Origin of the sequence: Bacillus sp. FSL R5-0512, assembly GCF_038593295.1 — a bacterium.
Lineage (GTDB): Bacteria > Bacillota > Bacilli > Bacillales > Bacillaceae > Bacillus > Bacillus safensis.
On sequence record NZ_CP151982.1, the window covers coordinates 2324583 to 2348461 of the forward strand.

The following is a 23879-nucleotide window of genomic DNA, read 5'->3' on the forward strand; positions in this document are numbered from 1 at the left end:
GGATGCCCCCTTCATTACCACTTACAGCGCTTCACCGGACGGCAGCAAGGGTTTTTAATATCACTGCCGCAATCGTATTCTTCTACAATATACTCGTTGTGAGTCGATTCAGTGACAGGATAGTAGTTTTCGATTCTTTTGATGTTTTTATTGACGTTTGTGATATGCGTTGGATGAATTTTTCTGATCGTTTGTTCATTCGTTCTTGTGTTGACAATTTGACGTGTGGGGAAAACAACCGTTTCGTCTCCTCCTTGGTTTCCTCTGCGAGGTCCAAAGAAGAAATCATCTAATCGATTTCGGCTCATCTCAACACCCCTTCAAGTTGTCTTTCACTTACACTCTATCGTATGTCAGAGGCACCTTTCGTGATTAGATGCTTGTCTATTTAAAAAAAATCCACTATCGACCTCGTTTTCTCTTTCTTTACAAAAGGACAATTTTAACATATTATACAAATGATATCTTACGAAGACAGGTCATCCATGAAAACAAAACATCAGCTCTTTTTATTCAATGCATTTTTTCCACTCATTATCAAATAAGAGGTGAACGATATGATCAACACGACACAGCCATTCGAACGAAACAAGCTAGACATTGCACTTGAACTAACTCAATTACATCTGAATCAATATCAAACAAACCATCCTGATCAGCTGAGTGAAATTTACGCGAAATATTACGCACTGCTTGAAGTGCTGGATTTGTCTTCCTATGATCAATTGATTGATTTACTGCCAAATGAGCTCAAACAGACGCTTGAGTAAAAAACCATCTACCCACATGGGATAGATGGTTTTCTTAAATTTATACACGTGCAGCCATATCGGTTTCGATTTGCTCTAAGCTTCTTCCCTTTGTCTCGACTAGCACAAATCGGGTGAATAACAGCCCGATTAAGCAGATGACTCCGAATGAGGAGAAAATGACCCCAAAGCTGAATTGATCAGCCAGAATAGGGAAAACAAGTCCAACTGCTAATGATCCGGTCCAGTTAAAAGCAGAAGAGATACCTGCTCCGATGCCTCTGACAGAAAGCGGGAAGATTTCGCCGATGATGATCCAAGTGATCGGTGCCCACGAGAAGGCATAGCACAAAATAAAGCAGCAAAGTGAAATCAATGTCACCCAGTTTAAAATTCCTTCACTAACGCCAAGTGCCCCTAATGCGGCTGGAGCAAAGAAAGAAAGGGCCATTCCCGATCCCCCTACGGTGAGAATCGTTCGGCGGTCGAAGCGGTCAACAAATTGTAAAAAGATCACGGTCGTGACGACGAAAATGACACCGACAATGACTGTAAAACCTGCGGCGACCTGCGGCGCAAGACCTACATTCCGAGCGATACTCGTTGCATAATAGACAATGGAGTTCGCGCCTTGAATTTGCTGAAGGGTTGCCATTCCAACCCCAATGAAAAGAGCCATTCGGAATTTCTTTTGAAACAATTCACGAATTCCCGAGCGTTCTTCTTTGGCGACTTCTAAAATTTCCTGCATTTCTGATTCGATTTCTTCACGGGAAGAACGCAGTGATCCTAATACTTCCCGTGCTTTATGAGCCATTCCGTGTTTAATCAAATATCTCGGAGATTCAGGAAGCTTCAGCATGCCAATATAAAGCACGATCGCAAATAAAGCGGCACTTCCCAGCATCCAGCGCCAGCTGTCCGGGATGGGCTCAAACACAAACGCAACAATATAGCTGAGCAATAGACCAGTTACAATCATGAGCTGATTGAGCCCAGATAATTTCCCGCGGATTTTAGCAGGAGCGATTTCAGACATGTAAGCAGGAACCAAAGATGAAGCTGTTCCTACTGCTGTCCCTAAAAAGATTCGAGCGATGGTGAGTGAAATCTCTTCTGGTGCGATAGCTGATCCGATCGCCCCGACAAAAAAGATCACGGATGAGACCAAAATGAGTTTTCTGCGGCCAAATTTATCCCCTAAGAGACCGCTTAAGATGGAGCCAATGATGGCCCCGCCCATTAATGAAGAGACAACGATTCCAAGCCATAATGGGCTGAGCTGAAATTCTTCCTGAATATGTCCTTCCGCCCCTGCAATAATACCAATATCATATCCAAATAAGATGCCTGCAAAGGACCCGAAAAAGAAGATAAATTTGCTTGACACTTTTTTCTCCAAGTGGATGACCCCCTCACTTAATTAACCGCTTTCATTTCACCCGGTGCTTCTACTGTAACCAGTAGAAGACCTTTCCCCCTTCTATAAAACCACATATTCTGCATTGACTAGCTTTGCAAAGTGAACAATTTGATCAACCTTTAAATTGAGAGACACGACTGTATGATGGCCCCCGCCTTCTTTAATCCATGCTTTGACGCCATCCTGAAAATTCGGTTTGATTTTCCACAATACACGTGCAACTGGTAAATGAGGTGCTGCTTCCTCCGGCTCAAAGGCTTCGACTTCTTGTATCAGCCATTTAAAATGTGTTCCAAAATCAGCAATGGAAACAACGACACCCTCGCCTGCTTTTCCATCAAACACAAGACGTGCTGGATCTTCCCGATTTCCGATTCCAAGTGGAGATACGACAATGACGGGTTTTGTATGTGCGAGCGCTGGATCTACTTCCAGCATATGAGATTGCAGCACTGCTTCCTGCCCAGACGTCATTTCATACGTGTAGTCCTCCATAAATCCAGTGGATTGATGATGACTCATCATCTTTAATAAGCGGTCCAGTGCGGCCGTTTTCCAATCGCCTTCCCCAGCAAAGCCGTACCCCTTTGCCATCAGCCGCTGTACCGCAAGCCCTGGCAGCTGCTTCATCCCATGTAAATCTTCAAAGTTTGTTGTAAAGGCATTATAGCCGCCTTCATCTAAGAAACGTTTGATGGCGATCTCATATCGCGCCTGCACCTTGACACTTTTTTCCCATTCTTCAACTGAATACGTTCCATAATTTACATCATATTGCGTTAAATACTCAGCAAATAATGCATCTACCTCTTCGTCTTCTACTGCATTTACATATTCGACGAGATCGCCTATTCCAAAGTAATCAACGGTCCATCCTAATTGAATCTGCGCTTCGATTTTATCGCCTTCTGTCACGGCTACATGCCGCATGTTGTCACCAAACCGGGCTACTTTGATGTGAAAGCTCTCATGATAAGCAGCCGCAACGTCCATCCAATCAGCAATTTGCTGCTGTACCTCCGGCTTTGACCAATGACCGGTCACAATTTGGTTTTGTTTATTTAAACGTGCATTGATATAGCCATATTCTCTGTCTCCATGTGCGGATTGATGGAGATTCATATAGTCCATGTCGATCGTGTCCCACGGAATCTTTTCATAATATTGTGTGACAAGGTGCAAAAGAGGCTTTTGCAAAAGGCTAGTGCCGCGTATCCACATTTTTGCTGGAGAAAATGTATGCATCCACGTCATCACACCGACAACTTCATCGCGATAATTGACCTCTTTCATAAGCTGTGTGATTTGATCAGCGCTGACAGCCAGGTTTTGCAAGATCACGGGATAAGGAAGTAAACCGCTCTCATTTAAAGCATCCGTCATCTTTTGTGCATCTGCTTTTACTTTTTGCAGTGCTTCATCACCATATAAATGCTGTGACCCAACGATAAACCAAAATTCTTTTTTCTGACTTGTTAACATAGATATCCCTCTTTTCTTTATCTTGAAGGTTTTTGTCCGTAATACGCATGCTTTCCATGTTTTCTTAAGTAATGTTTATCTAAAATTCGCTGCGGTAATGGCTCCGCAAATTCGTTCAATTGCTTGGCAAAAAGGTTCATCTTGGCGACTTCATCTAAAATCACACTGTTTGTGACCGCACTTTTTGCATCTTTCCCCCACGTAAACGGCCCATGACCTTGAAGCAAGACACCCGGCACCGCCATCACATCTAGGTTTCTTTTCTCAAACGTTTCGATGATCAGCCGGCCCGTTTCTACCTCATAACCGCGATTGACTTCTTCTTCTGTTAGAAAACGAGCGCACGGAACGGCTCCGTAAAATGTATCGGCATGCGTTGTGCCCATTGCTGGTAAATCAAGACCTGCCTGCGCCCAAACGGTTGCCCACATAGAATGGCTATGTGAAATGCCGCCAATTTCCTCAAAGTGTTTGTAAAGAACTGCATGTGTAGCTGTATCTGACGAAGGGCTGAATTCCCCTTCCACTACTTCACCGTCAAAGTTCACAACGACCATGTCTTTTGCTGATAGCTGGTCATACGCTATGCCGCTCGGCTTAATCACAAACAAACCACTGTCACGATCACATGCACTGACATTGCCCCATGTAAATTTCACAAGTCCGTATTTTGGCAAATCTAAATTTGCTTGATACACTTCTTCTTTTAAGCGATCTAGCATACCGTCGTCACTCCTTTCTTTGGCATCAGATGCGCTACTGCCGCTTCTTCAATCGCAAGACCTTCTTGATAGCGCTTTAAAAATTCGTCAAAGCCTTTGACATCGAGTGGATCAGGCTCCATGAGCTCTTCTGATGTATGGGCAAATACTCGATGAGTGAGAAATTCAGCCAATGTTTGCTGCTGCTGATGGATCATATATGAAGCAAGGACAGCCATCCCAAACGCACCGCCTTCTCCCGCTGTTGAAACGACTGATACAGGTGTATTCAGCGCTGCGGCAACCATTTTTTGTCCAACGAGCGGTGTTTTAAATAATCCCCCATGCCCTAGTAAGCGGTCAATCACTACATGTTCCTGTTCCTTTAACCGGTCCATGCCTATTTTCATTGCACCAAAAGCGGAGAACAAATGGGTTCGCATGAAATTAGCGAGGTTAAAGCGGCTTTCAGGAGACCTGACAAAAAGAGGTCTTCCTTCTGGCAGTCTCGTAATATTTTCACCAGAGTAATAGCCATAGCTTAAGAGTCCGCCGCCATCTCGATCTGCTTTTAAAGCTTGCTGCAATAAGGATTCGTATAACCTTTCTGACTCCACTTGCAGGCCAAGTGCTTCAAATGCCTCTCTGAATATATTCATCCAAGCGTTTAGGTCACTTGTACAGTTATTCGCATGAACCATGGCAACTGGCAGTCCATCCGGCGTCGTGACAAGATCCACTTCTGGATACACACCTTTTAGATCCTGCTCCAGCACAATCATGGCAAAAACCGACGTCCCAACAGAAATATTCCCGGTCCGTCTTTCTACACTGTTTGTCGCCACCATTCCCGTTCCAGCGTCACCTTCCGGCGGGCAAAATGGAATGCCTGGCTGCAAATGTTTTCCTTGATCTAAAATGGCTGCTCCTGCTGCCGTTAACACGCCAGCCTCCTCACCTGCTAAATAAACATGCGGCAGAAGATGACGAAGCTTCCATGGATAGCCTTTTTCTGCGATCAAGTCTTCAAATTGATGGAGCATTTCTTCATTGTAATCTTTCGTTTGTTCGTCAATTGGGAACATACCTGACGCATCCCCAATGCCAATGGCCTGCTTTCCGGTTAACAGCCAGTGAATATATCCTGACAAAGTGGTCATATATTCTAATCGGGATAGATGTTTTTCATCTTCTAATACCGCTTGATACAAATGGGCTATGCTCCATCTTTCTGGAATATGAAATTGAAATACGTCTGTCAGCTTTTGACTCGCCTCGATGGTCGTTCCGTTCCGCCATGTTCGGAACGGAACGAGAACCTCTCCTGTATGATCACATGCCACATAGCCATGCATCATCGCTGATACCCCGATTGAGCCAATGGTTTGAATGGTCACACCATACTTTTGCTCGGCCTGTTCTTTCATCTCTCGATACGCCACTTGCAGACCTGTAATGATATCAATTAAGTTGTACGTCCATATTCCATCCTCGAGAAAACTTTCCCATTCATATGCACCTTGTGCAATTGGCTGAAATTCCTCATCTATTAAAATCGCTTTAATTCGTGTTGAGCCAAATTCAATGCCTAAAGATGTCCGTCCTTCTTTCAAGGCTTTGGCCGTCTCTTTGTGATCCACTCTACGTTCACCCCCATTTTTGATAGCGGTTTCAATTTTCTTTTTCTAGATTCATTGATTCTCTGGTACAATCACAATATAATATTTGTACGTACATATGTCAATAATAAATATAGTTGTACATACATAATGCGACAAAAACTTTCATTTTTTCTGAAGGGGTCATAACAGAAAAGGGAAGCGCCTGTTTTTGATCCGACAACCATGTTAAAATATGTCCATACAATTTCTTCTCAATCCGAGTAGATGATCAACTGAGAAAGAAGTGAAACGATGAAAAAGAAGTACCAGATCATTATTGATGATATAAAAAGCAAAATACTCACAGGGGATTATCGGATCGGGGAGCGTATTCCAACCGAATCAAGCCTGCAAGACATGTATCAAGTAAGCAGACATACAGTTCGAAAAGCCATTTTGGAATTGTCCAGCGAAGGATTTTTGCGCAGCGAAAAAGGTTCAGGCACATTTGTGACCAATCAATATCAAACAAAGCCTGCGGGACATGCACATATGAAAACGATTGGTGTCATTACAACATACATATCCGATTACATTTTTCCTTCTATCATTCGAGGCATTGAAAGCCGTTTAAACGAAGAGAACTATTCTTTATTACTGGCAAGCACAAATAACGATGTTGAGCAGGAGAAAAAAGCGCTGGAAATGATGCTGTCGTTTGGTGTGGACGGACTTATCGTCGAGCCGACGAAAAGCAATTTATATAACCCAAACATCTCGTACTATTTATCCTTTAAAGAACAGGATGTACCGCTCATTATGATCAATGCCTATTATGAGCAGTTAGAGGTTCCTTTTCTCTGTTTGGATGATGTAAAATCCAGCTATTTAGCCACAAAAGAGCTGATCACCTCTGGACATCAGCAAATTGGGCTTATTTCAAAAACAGATGATTTACAGGGAAAATATCGGATGAAGGGCTATATTCAGGCGCTAGGTGAAGCGAAGCTTAATTTCCTGCCTGAGCATGTGCTTTTTTTCGATACAGAATCGAAGCAGCATTTAGGGGAGCAAATTAACACATTCCTGATGGCGCACAGACATGAGCTGACCGCCCTTGTTTGCTATAACGATGAGGTGGGTTTAGAAGTAGCCAGCGTATGCAGCGAAATCGGGCTGTCCATTCCAGATGATCTCTCGATTATTGGACAGGATAATTCATATATCGCCCAGAAAAATGCCCATGTGAAGCTGACAACACTGACCCATCCTCAGGAGCAAATGGGCCGTGATGCAGCAGACTGGATGATTAAAAAAGTACAAGGAAAAAAGAATCTCCCTGATCAAACGTTTTACGAGCCTGAATTGGTTCCAGGTGAAACGATCAAACGAATAAAATGAGCCCCTACTCCAAGTGGCTCATTTTATTTTAGATTCCAGCATATCCAGCAGATCATACGCTATACGATCGGGAGAGTCTTGCGTGATTCGATTACGGTAGTTGGATAAAACGACCACGCCTGATTTTGAATGCGGGCGGAAGCCCATGAAACTGGAGAATCCAGACGTCGCCCCATTATGGCAAATGAGTCCTGTGTCATCGATGACCCAGCCGAGTCCCATTGACATGTTCCTGCCCATATCCCGTCTTGGTTCATGCGTGATTTTCCAAAAAGAATCCGCATCTGCGTGTAGATGGCTAGAGAGAAATGACAATAAATCTGTGATGGTCGAGCGAATAGCGCCAGCTCCTTGATAGTCAAGCATATGAAGCGGCGGAACCTCTTTTCCATTTTCCCGATGCCCTAAGATCATCTTTGCTTCTACATTATCCTTAATCGTAATAAAGGTACTTGATAGATGAAGCTCATCCACGATATATTCCATCAATAGCTGTTCATATGTTTTGTGACGAGACCAGCCCATGATTAAACCAAGCAGACCCATACCCACATTGGAATAACGAGATGGAAAGCTTTTTGGCTGATTCCACTTTTTCGAATTTAACAGTTTCATTAATTCATCGAGTGAATACTGACAGAACATATCTCTTCTCACTTTAGGAAGGAAGCATAGCTGCAAATCTCTAAGAAGACGATGCGGAGGAAGACCAGACGTATGGGTTGCCAGCTGCTCTATTTGAATGGGGTGATTCTTTCGAATGTGAGGACAATACAGAGAAATCGAATTATCGAGTTTCATCTGCCCTTTTTGCATCATGCTTGCCAATATACTTGTCGTAAAGACTTTTGAAATCGAGCCAATCTCAAAAATGACATCCTCTGGCTGCACTCGCTTTTGTATAGGGTGATCCCCGAAATGAAAGACATGCGTTTCCCCTTGATGAATCAGTCCGATCACAAGCAGCGCCTCCTTCTTTTTCTCTGTATAAGAGGAAGCGATTCTCTGTACTTCTTGTTTGAGCGTCATTCATTCTCATCCTTTCTCTTCGTTTTGATGTGGGATCAATTGATCAAGCTTTTCATAAATCGATGTCAATGTGGATATCTCATCGAAGGATAATGCTGAATAATATTTTTCAATAATCGCAAGCTCTACCTTTCGCATATTCTCAAGGTACGTTTTTGCCTTCTCAGAAAGTTCAACATGCAATTCCCTCCGGTTATTCGGGTTAATGCTGCGGCGAATCCATTCTTTTTTTTCAAGCGTGTTTAACAATTGACTCACTGCACTTTGAGTGATGCCTAATTGCTGGGCAATTTGAATAGGAGAACTTCCCCCTTTCTGCTCAATAAAATTCAGTACAATATGCTGCTTATCGGTTAACTCATCTACAAATAATTCTTCAAACTCTAATCGGAGCTTTTGATGGATGCGGGCTTCGATATTGTTTAGCTCTTGAATCATAGCTGTTTTGGATGTCACTTTTATCACCTTCATAATTAAGATATCTTAAGTATAAAGCAACCTTTATATTAAAACAAGAAAAAATCCCCATCTTTTTAGAAAGATAGGGAACTTGCTATTACGCTTCTTCTTTAGGAGTAGGCACCGCACATACGCCATCTGCACATGCTGCTTCAAATGAATTGGCAGACGCTTTTTCTGCTTGAGCTGCTTCCTCTGTCCAAGCTGTTTCAAGTGCGCGCAGGAACGTATCGGCCGGCTGCGCACCTGCAACTGAATACTTGTCATTGATCAAGAAAAACGGAACAGCATTGATACCAAGCTGTCTCGCTTCTTGTTCATCTTTTCGGACATGATCGGTAAATGCTTCGCTGTCTAAAACTTGCTGTACTTCCTTCTCATCAAGACCAGCTTTTTCTGCAATGTCTAAAAGAGTTTGACGGTCACCAACATGCTTTCCATCTGTAAAATATGCTTGAAACAGTTCTCCCATGACAAAATCGCCTTTCCCCATTTGACCAGCATATTGCGCCAATCGATGAGCATCAAAGGTGTTTGTCAACACGAGCGGATCAAATTGAAAATCGATTCCTTTCTCTTTGCCGGCCTGCTTCACCTGCTCATTCATCGCCATGGCCTGGCTGCGGCTCATGCCATATTTTTTGACGAGCATATCATGAACGTCATAATCGACTTGAGCAGGTGCATGTGGATCAAGCTCAAAGCTTTTAAACTCTATCTCTACCTGGTCCTTCTCTGGGAATTGTTCTAGCGCTGTTTCCAGCTGTTTTTTTCCTATATAACAAAAAGGACAGGCGATATCTGACCAAATTTGTACTTTCATTTTCATCTTCCTTCCGTGCTTGCACTTTTTCTTTAACGATGTAACTATTATAGTTACATCAAATCGGTTATGTCAAGATTCTGGGCTTGATTGAAATGAAAAAGCCTCTCCTTTTAAGAAAGGAAAGGCGTTGAAAATGACTATTCTAAATTTGCATGGTGACCGTACATTGTATGTGTATCGAGCTCTTTCATTTCCATTAACCGCAAAATGACCCCATCGTAAGTCAAAAGAAGCAGCTGCTCAAATAGTGAACCCATTGGCTGAATGGTATGATGACTTCCTTCCTGTTGATCCTTCGGTGCACCTGACAATAAGATGACTTCATCCGATAGATCAGCTAAAGGTGACTCAGCAGAAAGCGTGAACGCTGCCACTTTTCCGCCAATTGCTTTTGCCTTTTTTGCAAGGACAAGCAAAGACTCTGTGCGACCAGAGCCGCTCCCCACAATCAAGAGATCCTTTTTGGTAAAAGAAGGCGTATTCGTTTCTCCAATGACATAAGCCTTGACGCCAATATGCGTAAGTCTCATCGCAAACGATTTTCCCATCAAACCAGACCTGCCTGCACCTGCCACAAAGACTTTTTGTGCAGATAAAATACTTGTGACCAGGCGCTCTGCTTGTTCGTCTTGAATGGCTGGCGAATGCTCAGAAAGCTCATTTAAAATGGCCTTCACATAGTCGCTGGTCTTCATGATTGTGCGATCAGCTGCTTCATTTGTGCCGCTACTTCTGCTTTATTGTCCTGGCTTGCGATACCGCCGCCGACAATGATTAAATCAGGGTTTAATTTCACGACTTCAGGTAACGTATCAAGCTTAATTCCGCCTGCAATCGCTGTTTTTGCCTGCTTGACGACTTGTTTAATTGTCATAAGGTCAGCAAATGAGTTTTGACCAACCGCTTGCAGGTCATAGCCTGTATGCACACAAATATAATCGACTCCAAGCGCATCCAGCTCTTTTGCACGGCCTGCGATATCTTTGATGCCAATCATATCAACTAAAATTTGTTTTCCTCTTGCTTTTGCTTCTTTCACCGCTCCTTGAATGGACATATCTTCTGCCGCTGCAAGAATGGTGACGATATCTGCTCCTGCTTCGGAGGCCTGCTGCACTTCATAGCCGGCAGCATCCATAATTTTCAGATCAGCGAGTACACGTAAATTCGGAAAAGCCTGCTTGACTTCTTTTACAGCACGAAGCCCTTCGTTAATCACAACAGGTGTCCCAATTTCGACCACATCAATGGATGCTTCTACTTCTTTGATCAGCTCAATCGCTTCTGGTATATTCACTAAATCTAATGCTAATTGTAATTTCATCAACTTTCACTCCCGTTTTTCATCTCATCTTCAAGAGCTCCGCGGATGATGCATCTTGAACGATGAAATGAGTATAACAACAGGATGGACGCAATCCAAGTACGCACTTTTTTTTTACATACTATACTTTTCCGCATATGGTTACAAAAAAGATACTGTCTTTTGGCCAGTATCTCAGCGTAAAGACAAAGGGCTAAAATAAAGTTATTTTAGCCCTTTGCCTACAATCGGTCGTCTTTCTATTTATCATCTTTTAAAAAATTACTGTCGAGATACTGTTTTCCCCAATCATACATCGCCTCTAAAATCGGCATTAAGCTTTCTCCTAGTTCTGTGAGAGAATACTCAACCTTTGGCGGGACGACAGGATAAACCTCCCGGTGCACAATGTGATCTTCCTCTAATTCTCTTAGCTGATTGACAAGCATTCTTTGCGTAATCCCAGGCATTAACGACTTTAACTCACCAAAACGTTTTGTCCCTTCTCTGCCAAGGTGCCATAAAATCAGCATTTTCCACTTACCGCCGATAATATTTAGCGTCAGCTCTTTTTCGCAATTGAATACTTTATTTTCCATTCGTGATGACAACAACATACACTCCTTTAATTTCAAACCATTTACGCTTTATCATATACTGCGGCAAAATGAATTGCCCAAGCATACGGTCTTCGTTATTGATTTTGTTTTTTGACAAAAGCCATCACAGCCTCTGTCATTTTTTGTGCTTCTTTTGGCGCTCTGTCTGATCCAAACCATTTGTTCAGATCACTATGGCTTAACGTATGAACCCGAAAAACAAACCGAGAGCCTTTATCATGGTTCAGTTTTTCTGCAAATCGGTACACCTGAGGATTTTCCCAGCCCGTGACCAAATAGACAGGAGGTACATTCGCTTGATTCATATAAGTGACAGGTGATGCCTTTGTCCAATTTTTCTCTTGTTTGCCAAAGACTTTTTTGTACGATGGGATGGCTTGTATAAATTGATTGAGGTTTAACGGCCCATCTAAAATCACGATGGAATTAATCGCTTTTGGCGACAGCCCCACACGTTTTAAGTAGGTCGAATCTGTGGCAACCAATGCAGTCAAATGACCGCCCGCTGAGTGACCCATGACATTGATTTTTGATGAATCGATTTGATATTCATCTGCATGATCCTTCACCCATTTAATGGCGTTTGCTGTATCATCTGCCATCTGCTCATAGTTGGCATCAGGGTGAAGCCTGTAATTCATTGAAACAAACACATACCCTTGACCAGTAAAATAATCAGCCTTTGAAGCGACTCTATTCTTATCGCCGCCTGTCCAGCCGCCGCCATGGAGATAGATCATCACAGGATGCTTCTTCTTTTTGTCTTCATCTTTGCCCTTTGGCATATACATATCGAGTGTTTGCTGTTTGTTTTGTGTGTCTGCATAATGGATATTGGTTGTCGGCTTAGGCTGGTTGAAACGGAACACAAAGAATGCGCATACCAATAAACCAGCGATGACCGCCGCAAATAAGAGCCATTTCATGAATCGATTCAATGTCATTGCACCTTTCTGTGTTGGGATGGGGAAGTATATTTAGGCATATGTTGGTAGACTATCACGATTCATTTGATACGACTTGTATGACTTGAACCGTTTGACAATAAAAAGAAAAATACTGTTCTTCAAAGTCTTCGACAAAGTAATTCAAATTTTCCCAGCCCCTATCCAAAAGCTGAATGTCCAATAAAATATAGTCATCGTTTGTTAACTCCAAATCTTTGATTTGAACAGAAGAGACATTGGTGAATTTCAGATAAATGTCTGCTTTATGGATCGCAGATTCGTATGGGATGTGTAGATTAATACAGTTGATCAAGTCGTAATGTTCATTATACTCTTTAAAATAGTGAAATTCATTGATTTGCTTTAGATGGTTGATATTGAAATCAGGGATTTGCTTTTGGATTTTTTCATCTAAAAACCATGTCATCGTTTGTCCCCCATAGGTTATTGTATAAGTGCAATGATTCGTTTTCTTGTTTCTTCATGGTATTGAACGTAGGAATGTAATAAAGGATACGATTCAAGGATGTGTTGAAACGCTTTGATTTGAGGGTAATGCTCTTCAAATGATTGACGCAGCACGTTCAATTGTTTTTTCGGTATTCGTTTGTTATCGATCACATAACTTAAGCTTCCTGTTACAAGTGTGAAAAATTCATAAAAATCATCGGACCAAATGCCAGTTTCCTCCTCAAAAGATACGATATCTTCTGGATAAGCGGAATGAAAACAATATTGATAGCGCTGCTTCAAATCATTGATTAATGCTGTTTTATCTTGGCTGATGTTCATGGCCTTATGCTCCTTTTATATATAGACATTACTGATAATCATTTCTTTGTCTATCATTAGTAATTGATACTTCCTAATTTAAACCACAAGTACCATTACGGATAATTTGATAGCAATTGACTGAAATATTCATTGAATGTTTTTTGATCCTTCAATAACAGTTCTAACCAACTTGCTAAATCAGGATGATCCAGTGGTTTCCATCCTTCTTCTAATAAAATATTTTGGGAACACTCTTTTTTTGATACCATACCTATTATACAAATTTCCATATCTCTATCTGCCCAAATCGCCCACTGCAAAGAACGGGATAACCAAACCACTATGTTTGAGTTCGTAATTATATTATCAGCTATAGAACCTTTTGGGTGCATCCATAGTGCATTTACATAATCCTCACCTGAAATGTTCACACTCGCTTTCAGCCAATGATAATAACCAAACTCCTTCAAATAGTAATCAACTGGATCTGGCTTAAGGATTGCGGTCAAAAATTCTCTATCACGTGTTGAATTTGATAACTCCTTGATTGTTGGTAAAATATCATCACTTAATGCCCAATCAAACTCTTGAAACAAAAAACAATCAAAATTCTTACGGAAGACTTGCTGTGGCAGCCCTTTATTTTGATCAAATACATGATCCACTAAATTCTGATAGAACCTGAATTCTTTTTCTGAACGAACAAATAAGGGCTCAGGCTGGTTCAAGCAAAAAGCCTCCTTCTCATGTGATATCACTATCATTTTCCTAAAACTAACCCATATATCATCATCTTATCAAAATATCCCCTTTTATATATAAAAAAGCACCCTAAACGGATGCTTCCATCAAATGATATTTTTTCAAAATACGATAGGTAATTTCTTTTGCTTCTATGCCGGTGCCTTCGATATTTGTGGCGAAGATGTAGGTTTTGTTTTCATGTTTGATGAAGCCTGCGTACCAGCCGATGCCTGAGCCGGAGCCTGTTTTTCCGTATAGGGTGGCATGTTTCTCTTCTTCTTGTATCATCATTCGTTTGACCGTTCTCATGACAGACAGGTCAAATGGAAGACTTTCTTCATATAGCTGTTTGAGGAAATGGACTTGTTCTACTGGAGAAATTTTCAACGAACTGCTTAACCAAAATTGATCGATTCCTCCTGATATGTCTTCGTTCCCATAATGAATGGCTTTCACCCAATGACTCATGCGTTCTTCTCCGATGTCACGTGCCATGGCTTGATAGTACCAGACGACTGAATCTCTCATGCCAGAGCCCAGTGTATGATCCTTATTCCAGTTATCAATCTCTCTTTTCACTCCGTCCCAATATTTAATGTCGTATTCATCTCTCACTGCGCCTGTTTGGAGTCCGATGAGGGCATTTGCCACTTTAAATGTCGATTGTGGGGCAAAGCGCTTGTTCGCTCTTTTTTGGTTATACACCCATGGCGATTTTTCTTTTACTTCTTGGATGACAAATGTGCCTTCTCGGTCTTTCATGAATTCATCTACTGACCAAGCTGGAGATGTTCCCTCACTTGATGAAGGCTGGCCGATACAAAATGCCATCAGCATGATGGTGCAAAACAGCCATTTCATATGCTTTTTCTTCAAAAAAATCGCTCCTTTTCCTATGATTTGTATCGATTGTAGCATGCCTGAGTGATGAGACATAAGGTACGCTTGTCCTCTTTTCTGCCAAATAAAAAAAGCCGGTTTCATCCGGCTTTTTGATCATATTAGCTTTCTTTTTTCTCTTCAATGGCCTGCTTCGCGATTTTTGAAATCGTCATATCATCCATTGGCGGGTTATGGAGCCCAGCCCGGATATCTCGATAGTAACGCTGAAGCGGACAGCCGAGGCTTAAGCTTTTTGCACCGACTAAACGCATGGCTTTATCGACCACTTGCAGACTATGATTTACGACTGTATGCTTCACAGCACCGAATTCATTGATTAACAGCTCTCTTTTCTCTGGCTGTTCATACAATGTTGTCGTTGAATAGATGACGTGGCGTGCTTGCTTTAGTAGTAAATCAATTTCGCCAATCAGTGTTTGGACATTCGGCAGGTCACTAATCGTTCCGCTGATACTGTTCGGTGAATGGGTGATGGCATACTGAACAGCATAATCTCTTGCCGCTTGCGCAATCCCCAAATAGCAGGAAGGAATATGTGCGATCCAAGGGTTTAACGTACCGCCCCGAGGTCCTTTTTGCACTTCAACAAGCATATCATCTGATACCACAACTTGATCTAAGATTAAATCATGGCTTTCTGTTCCTCTCATGCCGACAACATCCCATGTTTCTTCTATAGAAACACCTTCTGTGTCACGGTGAATTAAGAAGAATCCCATCGCCTCTTTTTCTTCGATCCATACACCGACTAAAAAGTATGTGAGAGCTGGTGACATTGTTGTGAAAATTTTATGTCCATTGATCACCCAGCGATCACCTGATTTCATCGCTGTTGTCCCAGGCTTGCCGCCTCTTGTTGGGCTGCCTGTCTGCGCCTCACTCACAGCGCGGTTGACAAGGGCGCCCTTCTTCACTTCTTCCGCAAAGAATTGCAGCTGCTTCTCATTCCATAGTTTCTTTTCATAAATTTCACCAACAACTCCTTGGTGCCAGCCAATCGATAAGGCAGTCGCTCCGTCCATGCTGCCAAGCGTTTCTTGAAATAGAACCATATCTGTCACAGATTGACCCCCGCCTCCATATTCAGCGGGAAGAGACAGGGCTGTATATCCCATGTTTACTAATGATTCGATATTCTGTTTAGGAAAATAAGCGCCTTCATCATGTTTTTTTGCGTTTTGTTCAATCGTTTCACGAAGAGATTCCAGCTGATTAAGCCATGTTTTTTGAAAATCGGTATCGACAAATAATGCTTTAGACAAAACGTATCCAACTCCTCTGTTTCTCACAATCTATGATATCTCATTTTTCCAATCGGAATGAATAAAACACACTTTACTTATAGGATTTAATGTGTTAAATTTTATCAATATTAAGTACATCTGTCAAAGGAACGTGATGCTTTTATGATCTCAGCTACTAATCTACATAAATCTTATGGGCAGACCCATGTGTTAAAAGGCATTGATTTCACCGTACAAGAAGGTGAAGTGGTCGCAATTATTGGACCGAGCGGATCAGGAAAAACAACACTTCTCCGCAGTTTAAACAGCCTCGACATTCCAGACAAAGGAGAGCTGACTGTTGGAGAAGCCACGATTCAATTTGAACGATATCATAAAAAAGATCTTTTAAAACTAAGGCAGCAATCTTCCATGGTATTTCAGCATTATCACTTGTTTCAAAATAAACGAGCACTTGAAAATATTACAGAGGGATTGATTGTGTCCCAAAACATGTCTAAAAAAGAAGCTGAAAAGGTTGGAGAGCAATTTTTAGCGCGGATTGGACTGCTTCATAAAAAGGATGCATTTCCGAGTGAATTATCTGGCGGTCAGCAGCAGCGGATTGGAATTGCCCGCGCTCTTGCGATGAATCCTGCGGTGCTTTTGTTTGATGAACCAACGTCCGCACTTGACCCAGAGATGGTCGGAGAAATCCTTGAAATGATCAAAGATATTGCGAGCCAAGGGATGACGATGGTCATTGTGACGCATGAAATTTCGTTTGCAAAGGACGTAGCGGATACCGTGATCTTTATGGCAGATGGGGAAATCGTTGAAAAAGGCTCCCCAGAAGACGTCCTCATGAAGCCGCAGCATGAACGAACGAAACAATTTTTATCTAGGATTCATCGCGGAATGTGGCAAGGATCGGAGGAAGACATATGAAGCAAAAGACAGCATTCATGACAGCTGGTGTCCTTCTGATTCTCCTCTCCCTGATTGGCTGCAGCAGTGTGAAAACAACAACAGATGATGGAAAACAAATTGTGAAAGTCGCACTGAGTGCAGAGGTCAATCCACCTTTTTTAGCCACAAATGACCGAAACGAACCGATTGGCTATAACATTGATTATTTAAATGAAGTGGAAAAGAGACTTCCACACATACATTTTGATTACATCTTTGGCGAGGAAGAATCCAATTTAATTGGTGTTGGCGCAGGGAAGTTTGAAATGGCAGCTAATTGGTTTTTCAGTAACCCTGAACGCGAAAAACGGTTTCTTTACCCTCAAGTTCCGTACGGCTATTCGATGACAGGATTAATTGTGAATGAATCAAACCGGGATATTCAATCGCTTGATGATATGACATCAAAAAAGCTCGCTCCTGTCAGTCCCAGCGGCGGATTGCGTTCCATATTAAATCAATATAATGAAGAACATGATCCAGATATTCCGCTGACAACCATTGAAAGCCCTTCAAATGAACTCAACTTAAAGCGCGTTGAAAGCGGACGGTCTGATGCGGCTTTTATGAATATTTCGACCTTCGATACCATACAAAAGCATCTCAACCTAAAGGTCAAAGTTGGCGGCATTGTGTCAAAGGAGCCGATTTATCTTGTCTTACAGCCGAGTGAGAAGCAGCTTGCAGCAGATTTGGACCAGGTCACACAAGAGATGATTGATGATGGAACACTTCCTAAGCTTGCGAAAAAGTGGTTTGGGGTTGATTTCTTTCAAGATATTGACTACATCTCAGAGCAAGGCTATCAATATGAAGAAAGGAAGGAAGCGTCATGACGTTTACAGCTGGAGATTGGCTGCGAATTTTTTTACAGGTGCTTGAACGCCTGCCACTCACTTTTCTCATTATTGCGGTGTCATTGTTTTTCGCCATCATAATAGGGCTCTTATTTGCATGCATTCGTATAAAACAAATCCCAGTGCTGAAGCAATTGGCTGTTATCTATTTATCTTTTACACGAAGTACGCCATTAATTGTTCAGTTATTCTTAATTTATTTTGGACTTCCTCAGCTTTTACTTGTGGCAGGAATTCAAATCAATCATTGGGATCGTGTGTTATTTGTGATGATGACGTTCTCTTTACATACGGGGGCTTATTTATCTGAAGTTTTTCGCAGTGCGTATTCGTCTGTTGGGAAGGATCAGCTGGAAGCCGCCTACATTGTGGGGATGACAGATACACAGGCCTTGATCAGGATCATTATCCCGCAGGCCTTTCTCATTGCCCTGCCAAACCTCGGAAATTACACCATTGATCTTGTGAAAGACACGGCGATTGCCTTTACGATCGGACTCATCGATATTATGGGACAGGTGAAGATCATCTTAGGAAATAACTATGGAATCGGCATGTTTGAAGTGTATGTGATCATTGCGATTGTGTACTGGCTCATTTGTATGAGCATTGAACTAGTCACCATGCTGCTTGAAAAGAAATTTGTAAAAGGCCGTACCAGTCTGTCACGTTAAGGAGGCGATTTGATGCAAACCATTGATATTCCATTTGCGATTGACCAAGTACCACATATTCTAAAAGGTGTCCCTTTAACCTTATTAATTGCTCTTGTTTCCATGGCTGTGAGTCTTGTGATCGGATCTGTTTTTGCTTTCATTCGCCTCTTTCGCATCCCTGTACTCAGACAGCTCGTTACGCTATACGTCTCCTTTTTTAGAGGAACGCCGCTTATTGTTCAACTGTTCGCTTTCTTTTATGGGCTCCCTTTTCTTCTAACCAGTATGAGCGGCACATTCGGACTGACCTTTCATCCGGATATGGTCTCCCCTTTAGCTGTGGCTCTTATTACCTTCAGCCTGCATTCAGCCGCTCATTTAACAGAGGTGGTCCGAAGTGCACTTCTGGCAGTAGATAAAGGGCAGCTTGAAGCGGCAAAAATTGTAGGCATGACCACACGTCAGGCGATGATACGCATTATTTTGCCGCAGGCATTTGTTGTGGCCTTACCAAACCTAGGCAATCAGCTCGTTCAGTTATTAAAAGCGACATCTCTTGCGTTTACAATTGGGGTACTCGAAATCATGGGTATTTCCCGGATCATTGCAAATGACGGCTATCAGTTTTTAGAAACTTATCTCGTCTCTGCTTTGATCTATTGGCTGCTGAGCATTGTCTTTGAATTAGCCTTTGCATTATTAGAGAAACGTGTCAGTGTATACGGAAGAACTCTCGGACGTTAAAAAGTCGATCAGGCACAAAAACCTGATCGACTTTTTTATTCACCCTTTTTTGGTGTGTTAAATAGTTCTTTTGGTGCGGGTTTGAGCTTTGGTGCAGAGCCGAATACGACAGGTGCAGAAATATATCTGAACTCTCCTTTTCCATCCATGCTGCGGTCATGTGCCCATCTGCCTTGCTTACTTTCTTCCCCTCTTGAGAAGTTAAACAAGTCATAGGATACTTGTTGTTTTTCTAGTGAACGAGGGAAGGTGGTTGGTACGACGACATCTCCTTCTCGCTCTTCTAATTCTTTAATTGCGGCAATCCACATATTTTGATGATATGTATCACGAGCAATGAGGAAGGAGAGCATATCTTTGACGCCGCGGTCATCTGTCATTTCGTAAAGTCTTGTGACCTGAAGGCGGCCCTGGGCCTCTGCATTTAAATTGGCTCTGAAATCCGCCATTAAATTTCCGCTTGAAATGATGTATTTGGCATTCCACGGGTATCCTTGACTATCCGCTGCCATTGCCCCTAAACCTGCAACAATCGCATGCTGCGGGTTCATTCCGCCCATGACAGCTGCAAGTGCAGGATCACTTTGATACGCTTCTTCTTGTTCCTTAACTGGTGCATTATCAAGTAAACGCGCAATCATCGTTGCCAGCATTTCGACATGACCAATTTCCTCTGTTCCCACGTCAAATAATAAATCCCTATATTTTTGATCTGCCCGGCAATTAAAGCCTTGAAATAAATATTGCATCATCACGCTGATTTCACCATATTGACCGCCTAATACTTCTTGTAATTTCTTTGCATACACCGGATCCGGCTTTGAGGGCTTTGCTTCATATTGCAATTCTTTGATGTGATAAAACACGATGTCATCTCCCTTATCAAAAACATCTTTTCACTTATCACTATTCGACCGCAGCTCCCTTTATGAAAATGATCTGAATACATAAAAAAAGAGAACGGCTTATGCCATCCTCTTTGTTATCTTACTTATTCAGCACTGACTAAAATTTTCACTTGATCTTTTTCATTGATTAATGCATGGAAGCCATCCTCGATCACATCGTCCAGCTTGATTTTTTTCGTGACGAGTGTGTCTGCAGAGAAATAGCCTTTTCTCATTAAGTTTAATACAGATGGGAATACGTCTCTGTAGCCGATAATTCCTTTTACTGTACGTTCTTTAATGACAATGTCATTCGGCATAATTTCAGCGCCTTTTTCCCAAATGCTTACAATGACTGTTTCGCCTGAAATTCTAGTTGATTGGATTGCTTGCTTCAATACAACAGGTACACCTGTCACTTCAAAAGAAACATCGACGCCACCGTTTGTACGGCGAGCGATTTCTTGAACAACATCTTCATACTGAGATGGATCTACAATGATCGCTCCAAGCTCTTTTGCTTTCACTTGGCGCTCTTTTGATAATTCAACTGCATAAATATCAGTAGCACCAGCTGCTTTTAATGCTTCAATGACAAGTAAACCAATTGGTCCGCAGCCAAACACAGCCGCTGTATCCCCAGCTTGTACTTTACTAGAACGAACCGCATATAAAGCAACTGCAGAAGGCTCGACAAGCGCGCCTTGCTCATATGAGATTTCGTCTGGTAATAAATGAAGTAATTCTTCATCGACTGATACATATTCAGAGAACCCACCGCCGCCTCCGGCAAGCCCTAAAAAGCCCATGTTTTCATCTAAGTTATAAGCACCTTGATGCCCGTGAGTTGCAAAAATAGGTTCAACCACCACTCGGTCGCCTACTTTGTAATTGCTCACGCCTTCTCCTACTTCAACAACTTCACCAGAGAACTCGTGTCCCAGTGTAACGGGTGCTTTTTCTTTTGTAAGTGGATGAGGTTCATTCACAGGAATGAAGATCGGTCCGCCTAAATATTCATGTAAATCACTACCGCAAATGCCGCACCATTTTACTTTAAGTTTCACTTTTCCTGGAGCAACTGTTGGTTCATCAATTTCCTCTAGTCGAATGTCCTTTTGATCGTGCCAGCGTAGTGCTTTCATTTATAAGACTCCTTTTCTCATCAATTTAATTAACTTACTTAAATAATGATAACATAATTTTTTTAATTTTCTAAGTAGGATGCACTATTTTTTTGACAGTCAATGGACGAAAGATGACAAAACATAGCAATAGACAGATAAGAAGCATACATAGACACCCAATGATGACGGAAATTCTGATCGATAGAATATGAGCGAGTCCGCCGAATATTCCTGTCATGGTCATCGTCAGAATGGCTTCAACCAAAGCATAAAAGCTGGCTACCCTCCCCATCACCTCTACGGGGATATTTGTTTGATAGAACGTCATAAAACCTGTATTCGCAAATGCTAAAAAGAAGGCTAATATAAAAAATCCACCTGCGGCTGCAACTAGACTGCTGGAAAATGCATAAATAAGATAGCCAAACGCCACAAACAAACTGCCGATTCCAAGCATCAGCGAAACTGACAGCCTTTCGACAATGACCGAATTAAGACTTGCTCCTGCGATAATACCCGCTCCAGCTATACTGACAAGAAGGCCATATTGTGTATCAGTCAGCATCAATACTTCTTTTGCAAAGGCTGTTTCAAGTGAGTCTATGGCCGTAGGAAGGACCGATATTGCGGCACTAAATAATAAATATACCGTCATGATCTGGCGTGACGTCAGACTAAAACGCAGAACAAGCTTTGCATCCTCTTTTAACATTGAAAGGGAAAACCGCTTTTGGGCAGCATCTGTTTTGACCAAATTCGGTAAACACATCGTTAACAAAGCAGATATCAACAGGCAGATCGCATTTACATAAATTGAAAGCACAGGAGTCCCGATGAGAAAGAGCAGACCTGCTGCTGCGGGCCCAAGTAAAAATCCACCGGATTGTAATAAAGAGCGAATGGCATTAAACCGTTTTCGGTTATCCGCCGGGATTAGTCCTGTCATATACACCATCGACGCTGGATGAAACACCGCTTGTGCCATCTGTATGAAAAACACCATGACATATAGGATGATCAGATGTCCTGAGAATAAGGCAAAAGGGATGCATGCAATGAGCAGAGCACGGGTAATATCTAAACTGATCATCACATTCCGCTGATTCAGCCTGTCAATCAAACTGCCGGACCAGCTATTGGTCAAAAGAGCAGCAGCCGGTCTTAGTAAATAAACTGCTGTTACAGCAAGTACAGAGCCCGTTTTTTGAAAAATAAGCAGATGGAGAGCAATCATATAAATCCATTCTCCTATGTTCGCGATCCCGATGGCTCCAAGTAAAATACTCATATCCCGCCAATGTTTTTTCATCATGATCCCCCCTATTTGTCATAAAAAAAATCCCGCCCCCAAGACATGTCTGTCTTGAGGACGGGATTTACTCCGCGTTGCCACCTCAGTTCATTCATCTGTTGCCAGATGAACCTTAGCGGGTGATCATTCACCCTTCTCTGTAACGGGAGAAGTTCGCTGCACCACCATCCGAGGGAATCCGGTGCAGAGCTAAGAGGCTTGGTTCCATCATGCTTCCCAGCTCCTTCTCAGCTTCACGGAGTTCTCTGTGTGGGGCAGCTATGATGTACTCTTCTCTATTTGCGCTGTGTCTTTTTTTCATCACGATCTTCAGCTGAATTGTTACATATTGTACTGCGCCTCGATCAAAGCGTCAATATTTTTTTCATGTTAATCCGCATAAATCATTTTTCTAGTCATGCCGCCATCAACAACCAAATCTGTGCCGGTCACAAATTGATTGTCTTCATCAGTTAAATAAAAACAGGCTCTCACAATATCCTTTGGCGTACCCACTCGATTGGAAAGATGCTGCTGATGGTCAATTTCTCGAAGACTTTTCTCATCTTTCGTTTCAATCCATCCAGGGGAAATGCTATTCACCGTAATGTGATCCTGACTAAAAGAAACCGCCAAGGCATGAGTAAGCGCGGAAATGCCGCCTTTTGATGCAGCATATGCTTCCGTATGGGGCTCTGACATGGTCGCACGGGTAGATGAAATGTTCACAATGGAACCGCCGTTTGGATTCTCTTTGATATAACGTGCTGCTTCTCTAGCGCATAAAAAAGTCCCTCTTACATTTGTATGCAGCACATGATCCCACTCATCGACCGTTAACTCATAAGGCGATGCTGTGCACATGACGCCGGCATTATTAATGAGAATATCAATTGTTTTGCAGTGCTCTGCAGCAAACGACATTAAGCGCTGAATATCCTTCTCCTGTTTCACATCCGTTTTAATGAAATAAACTTCATAGGACTCTTTTCTCAGCTGCTCCTCCAAACGCTTTCCCTTTTCTTCATCTATATCCGCAAGCACCACACGCGCCCCTTCTTTTGCATAACCGCAGGCGATCGCTTCACCAATACCATTGGCTGCGCCTGTGATGATGACGGTTTTATGTTGAAAATTCATCATTCATCCAATCCTTTCTCCAT

General features: G+C 42.2%; 27 protein-coding genes. 6 read left to right on the plus strand and 21 right to left on the minus strand.

Translation table 11 applies throughout. The annotated features are described in order from the left end of the window. Nucleotides 1-14: 14 nt before the first annotated feature. Nucleotides 15-308, minus strand: coding sequence for a spore coat protein (locus NSQ25_RS11965; RefSeq protein WP_024423071.1), 294 nt, complete (start codon nt 306-308; stop codon nt 15-17). 249 nt (nt 309-557) lie between these two features. Here NSQ25_RS11965 and NSQ25_RS11970 point away from each other — a divergent pair, with 249 nt between their 5' ends. Then, entirely contained in the window at nt 558-770 is a 213-nt protein-coding gene (locus NSQ25_RS11970; RefSeq protein WP_024427922.1) for a hypothetical protein, read from the plus strand. 40 nt (nt 771-810) lie between these two features. On the opposite strand, the gene NSQ25_RS11975 is transcribed toward NSQ25_RS11970, so the two are convergent. The 4 genes from NSQ25_RS11975 to NSQ25_RS11990 all read right to left on the minus strand — a co-directional run bounded on the left by NSQ25_RS11975 (nt 811) and on the right by NSQ25_RS11990 (nt 5995). After that, nucleotides 811-2151, minus strand: coding sequence for a sugar porter family MFS transporter (locus NSQ25_RS11975; protein ID WP_041118049.1), 1341 nt, complete (start codon nt 2149-2151; stop codon nt 811-813). 81 nt (nt 2152-2232) lie between these two features. After that, a complete protein-coding gene (gene araA, locus NSQ25_RS11980; RefSeq protein WP_326136220.1) occupies nt 2233-3654 on the minus strand; it encodes an L-arabinose isomerase in 1422 nt (473 codons plus the stop codon). A 17-nt stretch (nt 3655-3671) separates the two neighbouring features. Beyond that, nucleotides 3672-4376, minus strand: a complete 705-nt coding sequence (locus NSQ25_RS11985) for an L-ribulose-5-phosphate 4-epimerase (protein ID WP_039180113.1) — start codon at nt 4374-4376, stop codon at nt 3672-3674. Then, a complete protein-coding gene (locus NSQ25_RS11990; RefSeq protein ID WP_326136219.1) occupies nt 4370-5995 on the minus strand; it encodes an FGGY-family carbohydrate kinase in 1626 nt (541 codons plus the stop codon). Before NSQ25_RS11990 ends, NSQ25_RS11985 begins: the two co-directional genes overlap by 7 nt. 273 nt (nt 5996-6268) lie before the next feature. Between NSQ25_RS11990 and NSQ25_RS11995 the strand changes: the two genes are divergently transcribed. Next, a complete protein-coding gene (locus NSQ25_RS11995; RefSeq protein ID WP_041118056.1) occupies nt 6269-7357 on the plus strand; it encodes a GntR family transcriptional regulator in 1089 nt (362 codons plus the stop codon). An 18-nt stretch (nt 7358-7375) separates the two neighbouring features. Here NSQ25_RS11995 and NSQ25_RS12000 read toward each other — a convergent pair whose 3' ends face one another. The 12 genes from NSQ25_RS12000 to NSQ25_RS12055 all read right to left on the minus strand — a co-directional run bounded on the left by NSQ25_RS12000 (nt 7376) and on the right by NSQ25_RS12055 (nt 16224). Beyond that, complete coding sequence (locus NSQ25_RS12000; protein WP_041118059.1) at nt 7376-8386, minus strand: serine hydrolase; 1011 nt, start codon at nt 8384-8386, stop codon at nt 7376-7378. Nucleotides 8387-8392: 6 nt separating this feature from the next. Continuing rightward, entirely contained in the window at nt 8393-8857 is a 465-nt protein-coding gene (locus tag NSQ25_RS12005) for a MarR family transcriptional regulator (RefSeq protein ID WP_046311859.1), read from the minus strand. Nucleotides 8858-8942: 85 nt separating this feature from the next. Next, nucleotides 8943-9668: a DsbA family oxidoreductase gene (locus NSQ25_RS12010; protein ID WP_041118061.1), complete on the minus strand. Its 726-nt coding sequence runs from the start codon at nt 9666-9668 to the stop codon at nt 8943-8945. A gap of 140 nt (nt 9669-9808) precedes the next feature. Beyond that, nucleotides 9809-10366, minus strand: coding sequence for a 6-phospho-3-hexuloisomerase (gene hxlB / locus NSQ25_RS12015; RefSeq protein ID WP_034280016.1), 558 nt, complete (start codon nt 10364-10366; stop codon nt 9809-9811). Next, a complete protein-coding gene (hxlA, locus tag NSQ25_RS12020; RefSeq protein WP_024423080.1) occupies nt 10363-10995 on the minus strand; it encodes a 3-hexulose-6-phosphate synthase in 633 nt (210 codons plus the stop codon). The genes hxlB and hxlA overlap by 4 nt, the downstream gene beginning before the upstream one ends. Before the next feature lie 239 nt (nt 10996-11234). Continuing rightward, entirely contained in the window at nt 11235-11591 is a 357-nt protein-coding gene (locus NSQ25_RS12025) for a winged helix-turn-helix transcriptional regulator (protein ID WP_029708013.1), read from the minus strand. 77 nt (nt 11592-11668) lie between these two features. Then, a complete protein-coding gene (locus NSQ25_RS12030; RefSeq protein ID WP_041118063.1) occupies nt 11669-12538 on the minus strand; it encodes an alpha/beta hydrolase in 870 nt (289 codons plus the stop codon). A gap of 55 nt (nt 12539-12593) precedes the next feature. Beyond that, entirely contained in the window at nt 12594-12968 is a 375-nt protein-coding gene (locus tag NSQ25_RS12035) for a hypothetical protein (protein ID WP_041118065.1), read from the minus strand. A gap of 17 nt (nt 12969-12985) precedes the next feature. Continuing rightward, entirely contained in the window at nt 12986-13333 is a 348-nt protein-coding gene (locus NSQ25_RS12040; protein ID WP_041118067.1) for a YxiJ family protein, read from the minus strand. A gap of 95 nt (nt 13334-13428) precedes the next feature. Next, nucleotides 13429-14043 (minus strand): hypothetical protein, encoded by a 615-nt coding sequence (locus NSQ25_RS12045; protein WP_326136218.1) that lies wholly within the window; start codon nt 14041-14043, stop codon nt 13429-13431. A 103-nt stretch (nt 14044-14146) separates the two neighbouring features. Then, entirely contained in the window at nt 14147-14935 is a 789-nt protein-coding gene (blaBPU, locus tag NSQ25_RS12050) for a BPU family class D beta-lactamase (RefSeq protein ID WP_280806395.1), read from the minus strand. A gap of 125 nt (nt 14936-15060) precedes the next feature. Then, on the minus strand, nt 15061-16224 hold the full coding sequence (locus tag NSQ25_RS12055; RefSeq protein ID WP_280806394.1) for an acyl-CoA dehydrogenase family protein: 1164 nt from the start codon (nt 16222-16224) through the stop codon (nt 15061-15063). A gap of 144 nt (nt 16225-16368) precedes the next feature. Here NSQ25_RS12055 and NSQ25_RS12060 point away from each other — a divergent pair, with 144 nt between their 5' ends. Genes NSQ25_RS12060 through NSQ25_RS12075 form a run of 4 tightly spaced genes read left to right on the plus strand, consistent with a single transcriptional unit; the run spans nt 16369 to nt 19411 of the window. Then, nucleotides 16369-17133: an amino acid ABC transporter ATP-binding protein gene (locus NSQ25_RS12060; protein ID WP_024427908.1), complete on the plus strand. Its 765-nt coding sequence runs from the start codon at nt 16369-16371 to the stop codon at nt 17131-17133. Then, complete coding sequence (locus NSQ25_RS12065; RefSeq protein WP_265193341.1) at nt 17130-17990, plus strand: amino acid ABC transporter substrate-binding protein; 861 nt, start codon at nt 17130-17132, stop codon at nt 17988-17990. Before NSQ25_RS12060 ends, NSQ25_RS12065 begins: the two co-directional genes overlap by 4 nt. After that, nucleotides 17987-18685 carry an amino acid ABC transporter permease gene (locus NSQ25_RS12070; protein ID WP_025092844.1) on the plus strand — a complete coding sequence of 233 codons (699 nt, stop codon included), beginning with the start codon at nt 17987-17989 and terminating at the stop codon, nt 18683-18685. The genes NSQ25_RS12065 and NSQ25_RS12070 overlap by 4 nt, the downstream gene beginning before the upstream one ends. Nucleotides 18686-18697: 12 nt before the next feature. Next, nucleotides 18698-19411 (plus strand): amino acid ABC transporter permease, encoded by a 714-nt coding sequence (locus tag NSQ25_RS12075; protein WP_024427905.1) that lies wholly within the window; start codon nt 18698-18700, stop codon nt 19409-19411. 35 nt (nt 19412-19446) lie between these two features. On the opposite strand, the gene NSQ25_RS12080 is transcribed toward NSQ25_RS12075, so the two are convergent. From NSQ25_RS12080 to NSQ25_RS12095, 4 genes are all read right to left on the minus strand, one after another. After that, nucleotides 19447-20277: a manganese catalase family protein gene (locus NSQ25_RS12080; RefSeq protein ID WP_326136217.1), complete on the minus strand. Its 831-nt coding sequence runs from the start codon at nt 20275-20277 to the stop codon at nt 19447-19449. 125 nt (nt 20278-20402) lie between these two features. Next, complete coding sequence (locus tag NSQ25_RS12085; RefSeq protein WP_024427903.1) at nt 20403-21443, minus strand: 2,3-butanediol dehydrogenase; 1041 nt, start codon at nt 21441-21443, stop codon at nt 20403-20405. A gap of 70 nt (nt 21444-21513) precedes the next feature. Next, nucleotides 21514-22734, minus strand: a complete 1221-nt coding sequence (locus NSQ25_RS12090; RefSeq protein WP_326136216.1) for an MFS transporter — start codon at nt 22732-22734, stop codon at nt 21514-21516. Between the two features lie 372 nt (nt 22735-23106). Next, nucleotides 23107-23856, minus strand: coding sequence for an SDR family oxidoreductase (locus NSQ25_RS12095; protein WP_326136215.1), 750 nt, complete (start codon nt 23854-23856; stop codon nt 23107-23109). Nucleotides 23857-23879 lie beyond the last annotated feature (23 nt).

Coding starts and splice junctions, on each gene's coding strand:
- NSQ25_RS12085 (WP_024427903.1), bottom strand. CDS start 21,443: ATGAAAGCACTACGCTGGCACGATCAAAAGGACATTCGACTAGAGGAA.
- NSQ25_RS12075 (WP_024427905.1), top strand. CDS start 18,698: ATGCAAACCATTGATATTCCATTTGCGATTGACCAAGTACCACATATT.
- NSQ25_RS12040 (WP_041118067.1), bottom strand. CDS start 13,333: ATGAACATCAGCCAAGATAAAACAGCATTAATCAATGATTTGAAGCAG.
- NSQ25_RS12030 (WP_041118063.1), bottom strand. CDS start 12,538: ATGACATTGAATCGATTCATGAAATGGCTCTTATTTGCGGCGGTCATC.
- NSQ25_RS12090 (WP_326136216.1), bottom strand. CDS start 22,734: ATGAAAAAACATTGGCGGGATATGAGTATTTTACTTGGAGCCATCGGG.
- NSQ25_RS12060 (WP_024427908.1), top strand. CDS start 16,369: ATGATCTCAGCTACTAATCTACATAAATCTTATGGGCAGACCCATGTG.
- NSQ25_RS12035 (WP_041118065.1), bottom strand. CDS start 12,968: ATGACATGGTTTTTAGATGAAAAAATCCAAAAGCAAATCCCTGATTTC.
- NSQ25_RS12065 (WP_265193341.1), top strand. CDS start 17,130: ATGAAGCAAAAGACAGCATTCATGACAGCTGGTGTCCTTCTGATTCTC.
- NSQ25_RS12070 (WP_025092844.1), top strand. CDS start 17,987: ATGACGTTTACAGCTGGAGATTGGCTGCGAATTTTTTTACAGGTGCTT.
- NSQ25_RS11985 (WP_039180113.1), bottom strand. CDS start 4,376: ATGCTAGATCGCTTAAAAGAAGAAGTGTATCAAGCAAATTTAGATTTG.
- hxlA (WP_024423080.1), bottom strand. CDS start 10,995: ATGAAATTACAATTAGCATTAGATTTAGTGAATATACCAGAAGCGATT.
- NSQ25_RS11965 (WP_024423071.1), bottom strand. CDS start 308: ATGAGCCGAAATCGATTAGATGATTTCTTCTTTGGACCTCGCAGAGGA.
- NSQ25_RS12000 (WP_041118059.1), bottom strand. CDS start 8,386: ATGACGCTCAAACAAGAAGTACAGAGAATCGCTTCCTCTTATACAGAG.
- NSQ25_RS12095 (WP_326136215.1), bottom strand. CDS start 23,856: ATGAATTTTCAACATAAAACCGTCATCATCACAGGCGCAGCCAATGGT.
- NSQ25_RS11995 (WP_041118056.1), top strand. CDS start 6,269: ATGAAAAAGAAGTACCAGATCATTATTGATGATATAAAAAGCAAAATA.
- NSQ25_RS11970 (WP_024427922.1), top strand. CDS start 558: ATGATCAACACGACACAGCCATTCGAACGAAACAAGCTAGACATTGCA.
- hxlB (WP_034280016.1), bottom strand. CDS start 10,366: ATGAAGACCAGCGACTATGTGAAGGCCATTTTAAATGAGCTTTCTGAG.
- araA (WP_326136220.1), bottom strand. CDS start 3,654: ATGTTAACAAGTCAGAAAAAAGAATTTTGGTTTATCGTTGGGTCACAG.
- NSQ25_RS12010 (WP_041118061.1), bottom strand. CDS start 9,668: ATGAAAGTACAAATTTGGTCAGATATCGCCTGTCCTTTTTGTTATATA.
- NSQ25_RS12025 (WP_029708013.1), bottom strand. CDS start 11,591: ATGTTGTTGTCATCACGAATGGAAAATAAAGTATTCAATTGCGAAAAA.
- NSQ25_RS12005 (WP_046311859.1), bottom strand. CDS start 8,857: ATGAAGGTGATAAAAGTGACATCCAAAACAGCTATGATTCAAGAGCTA.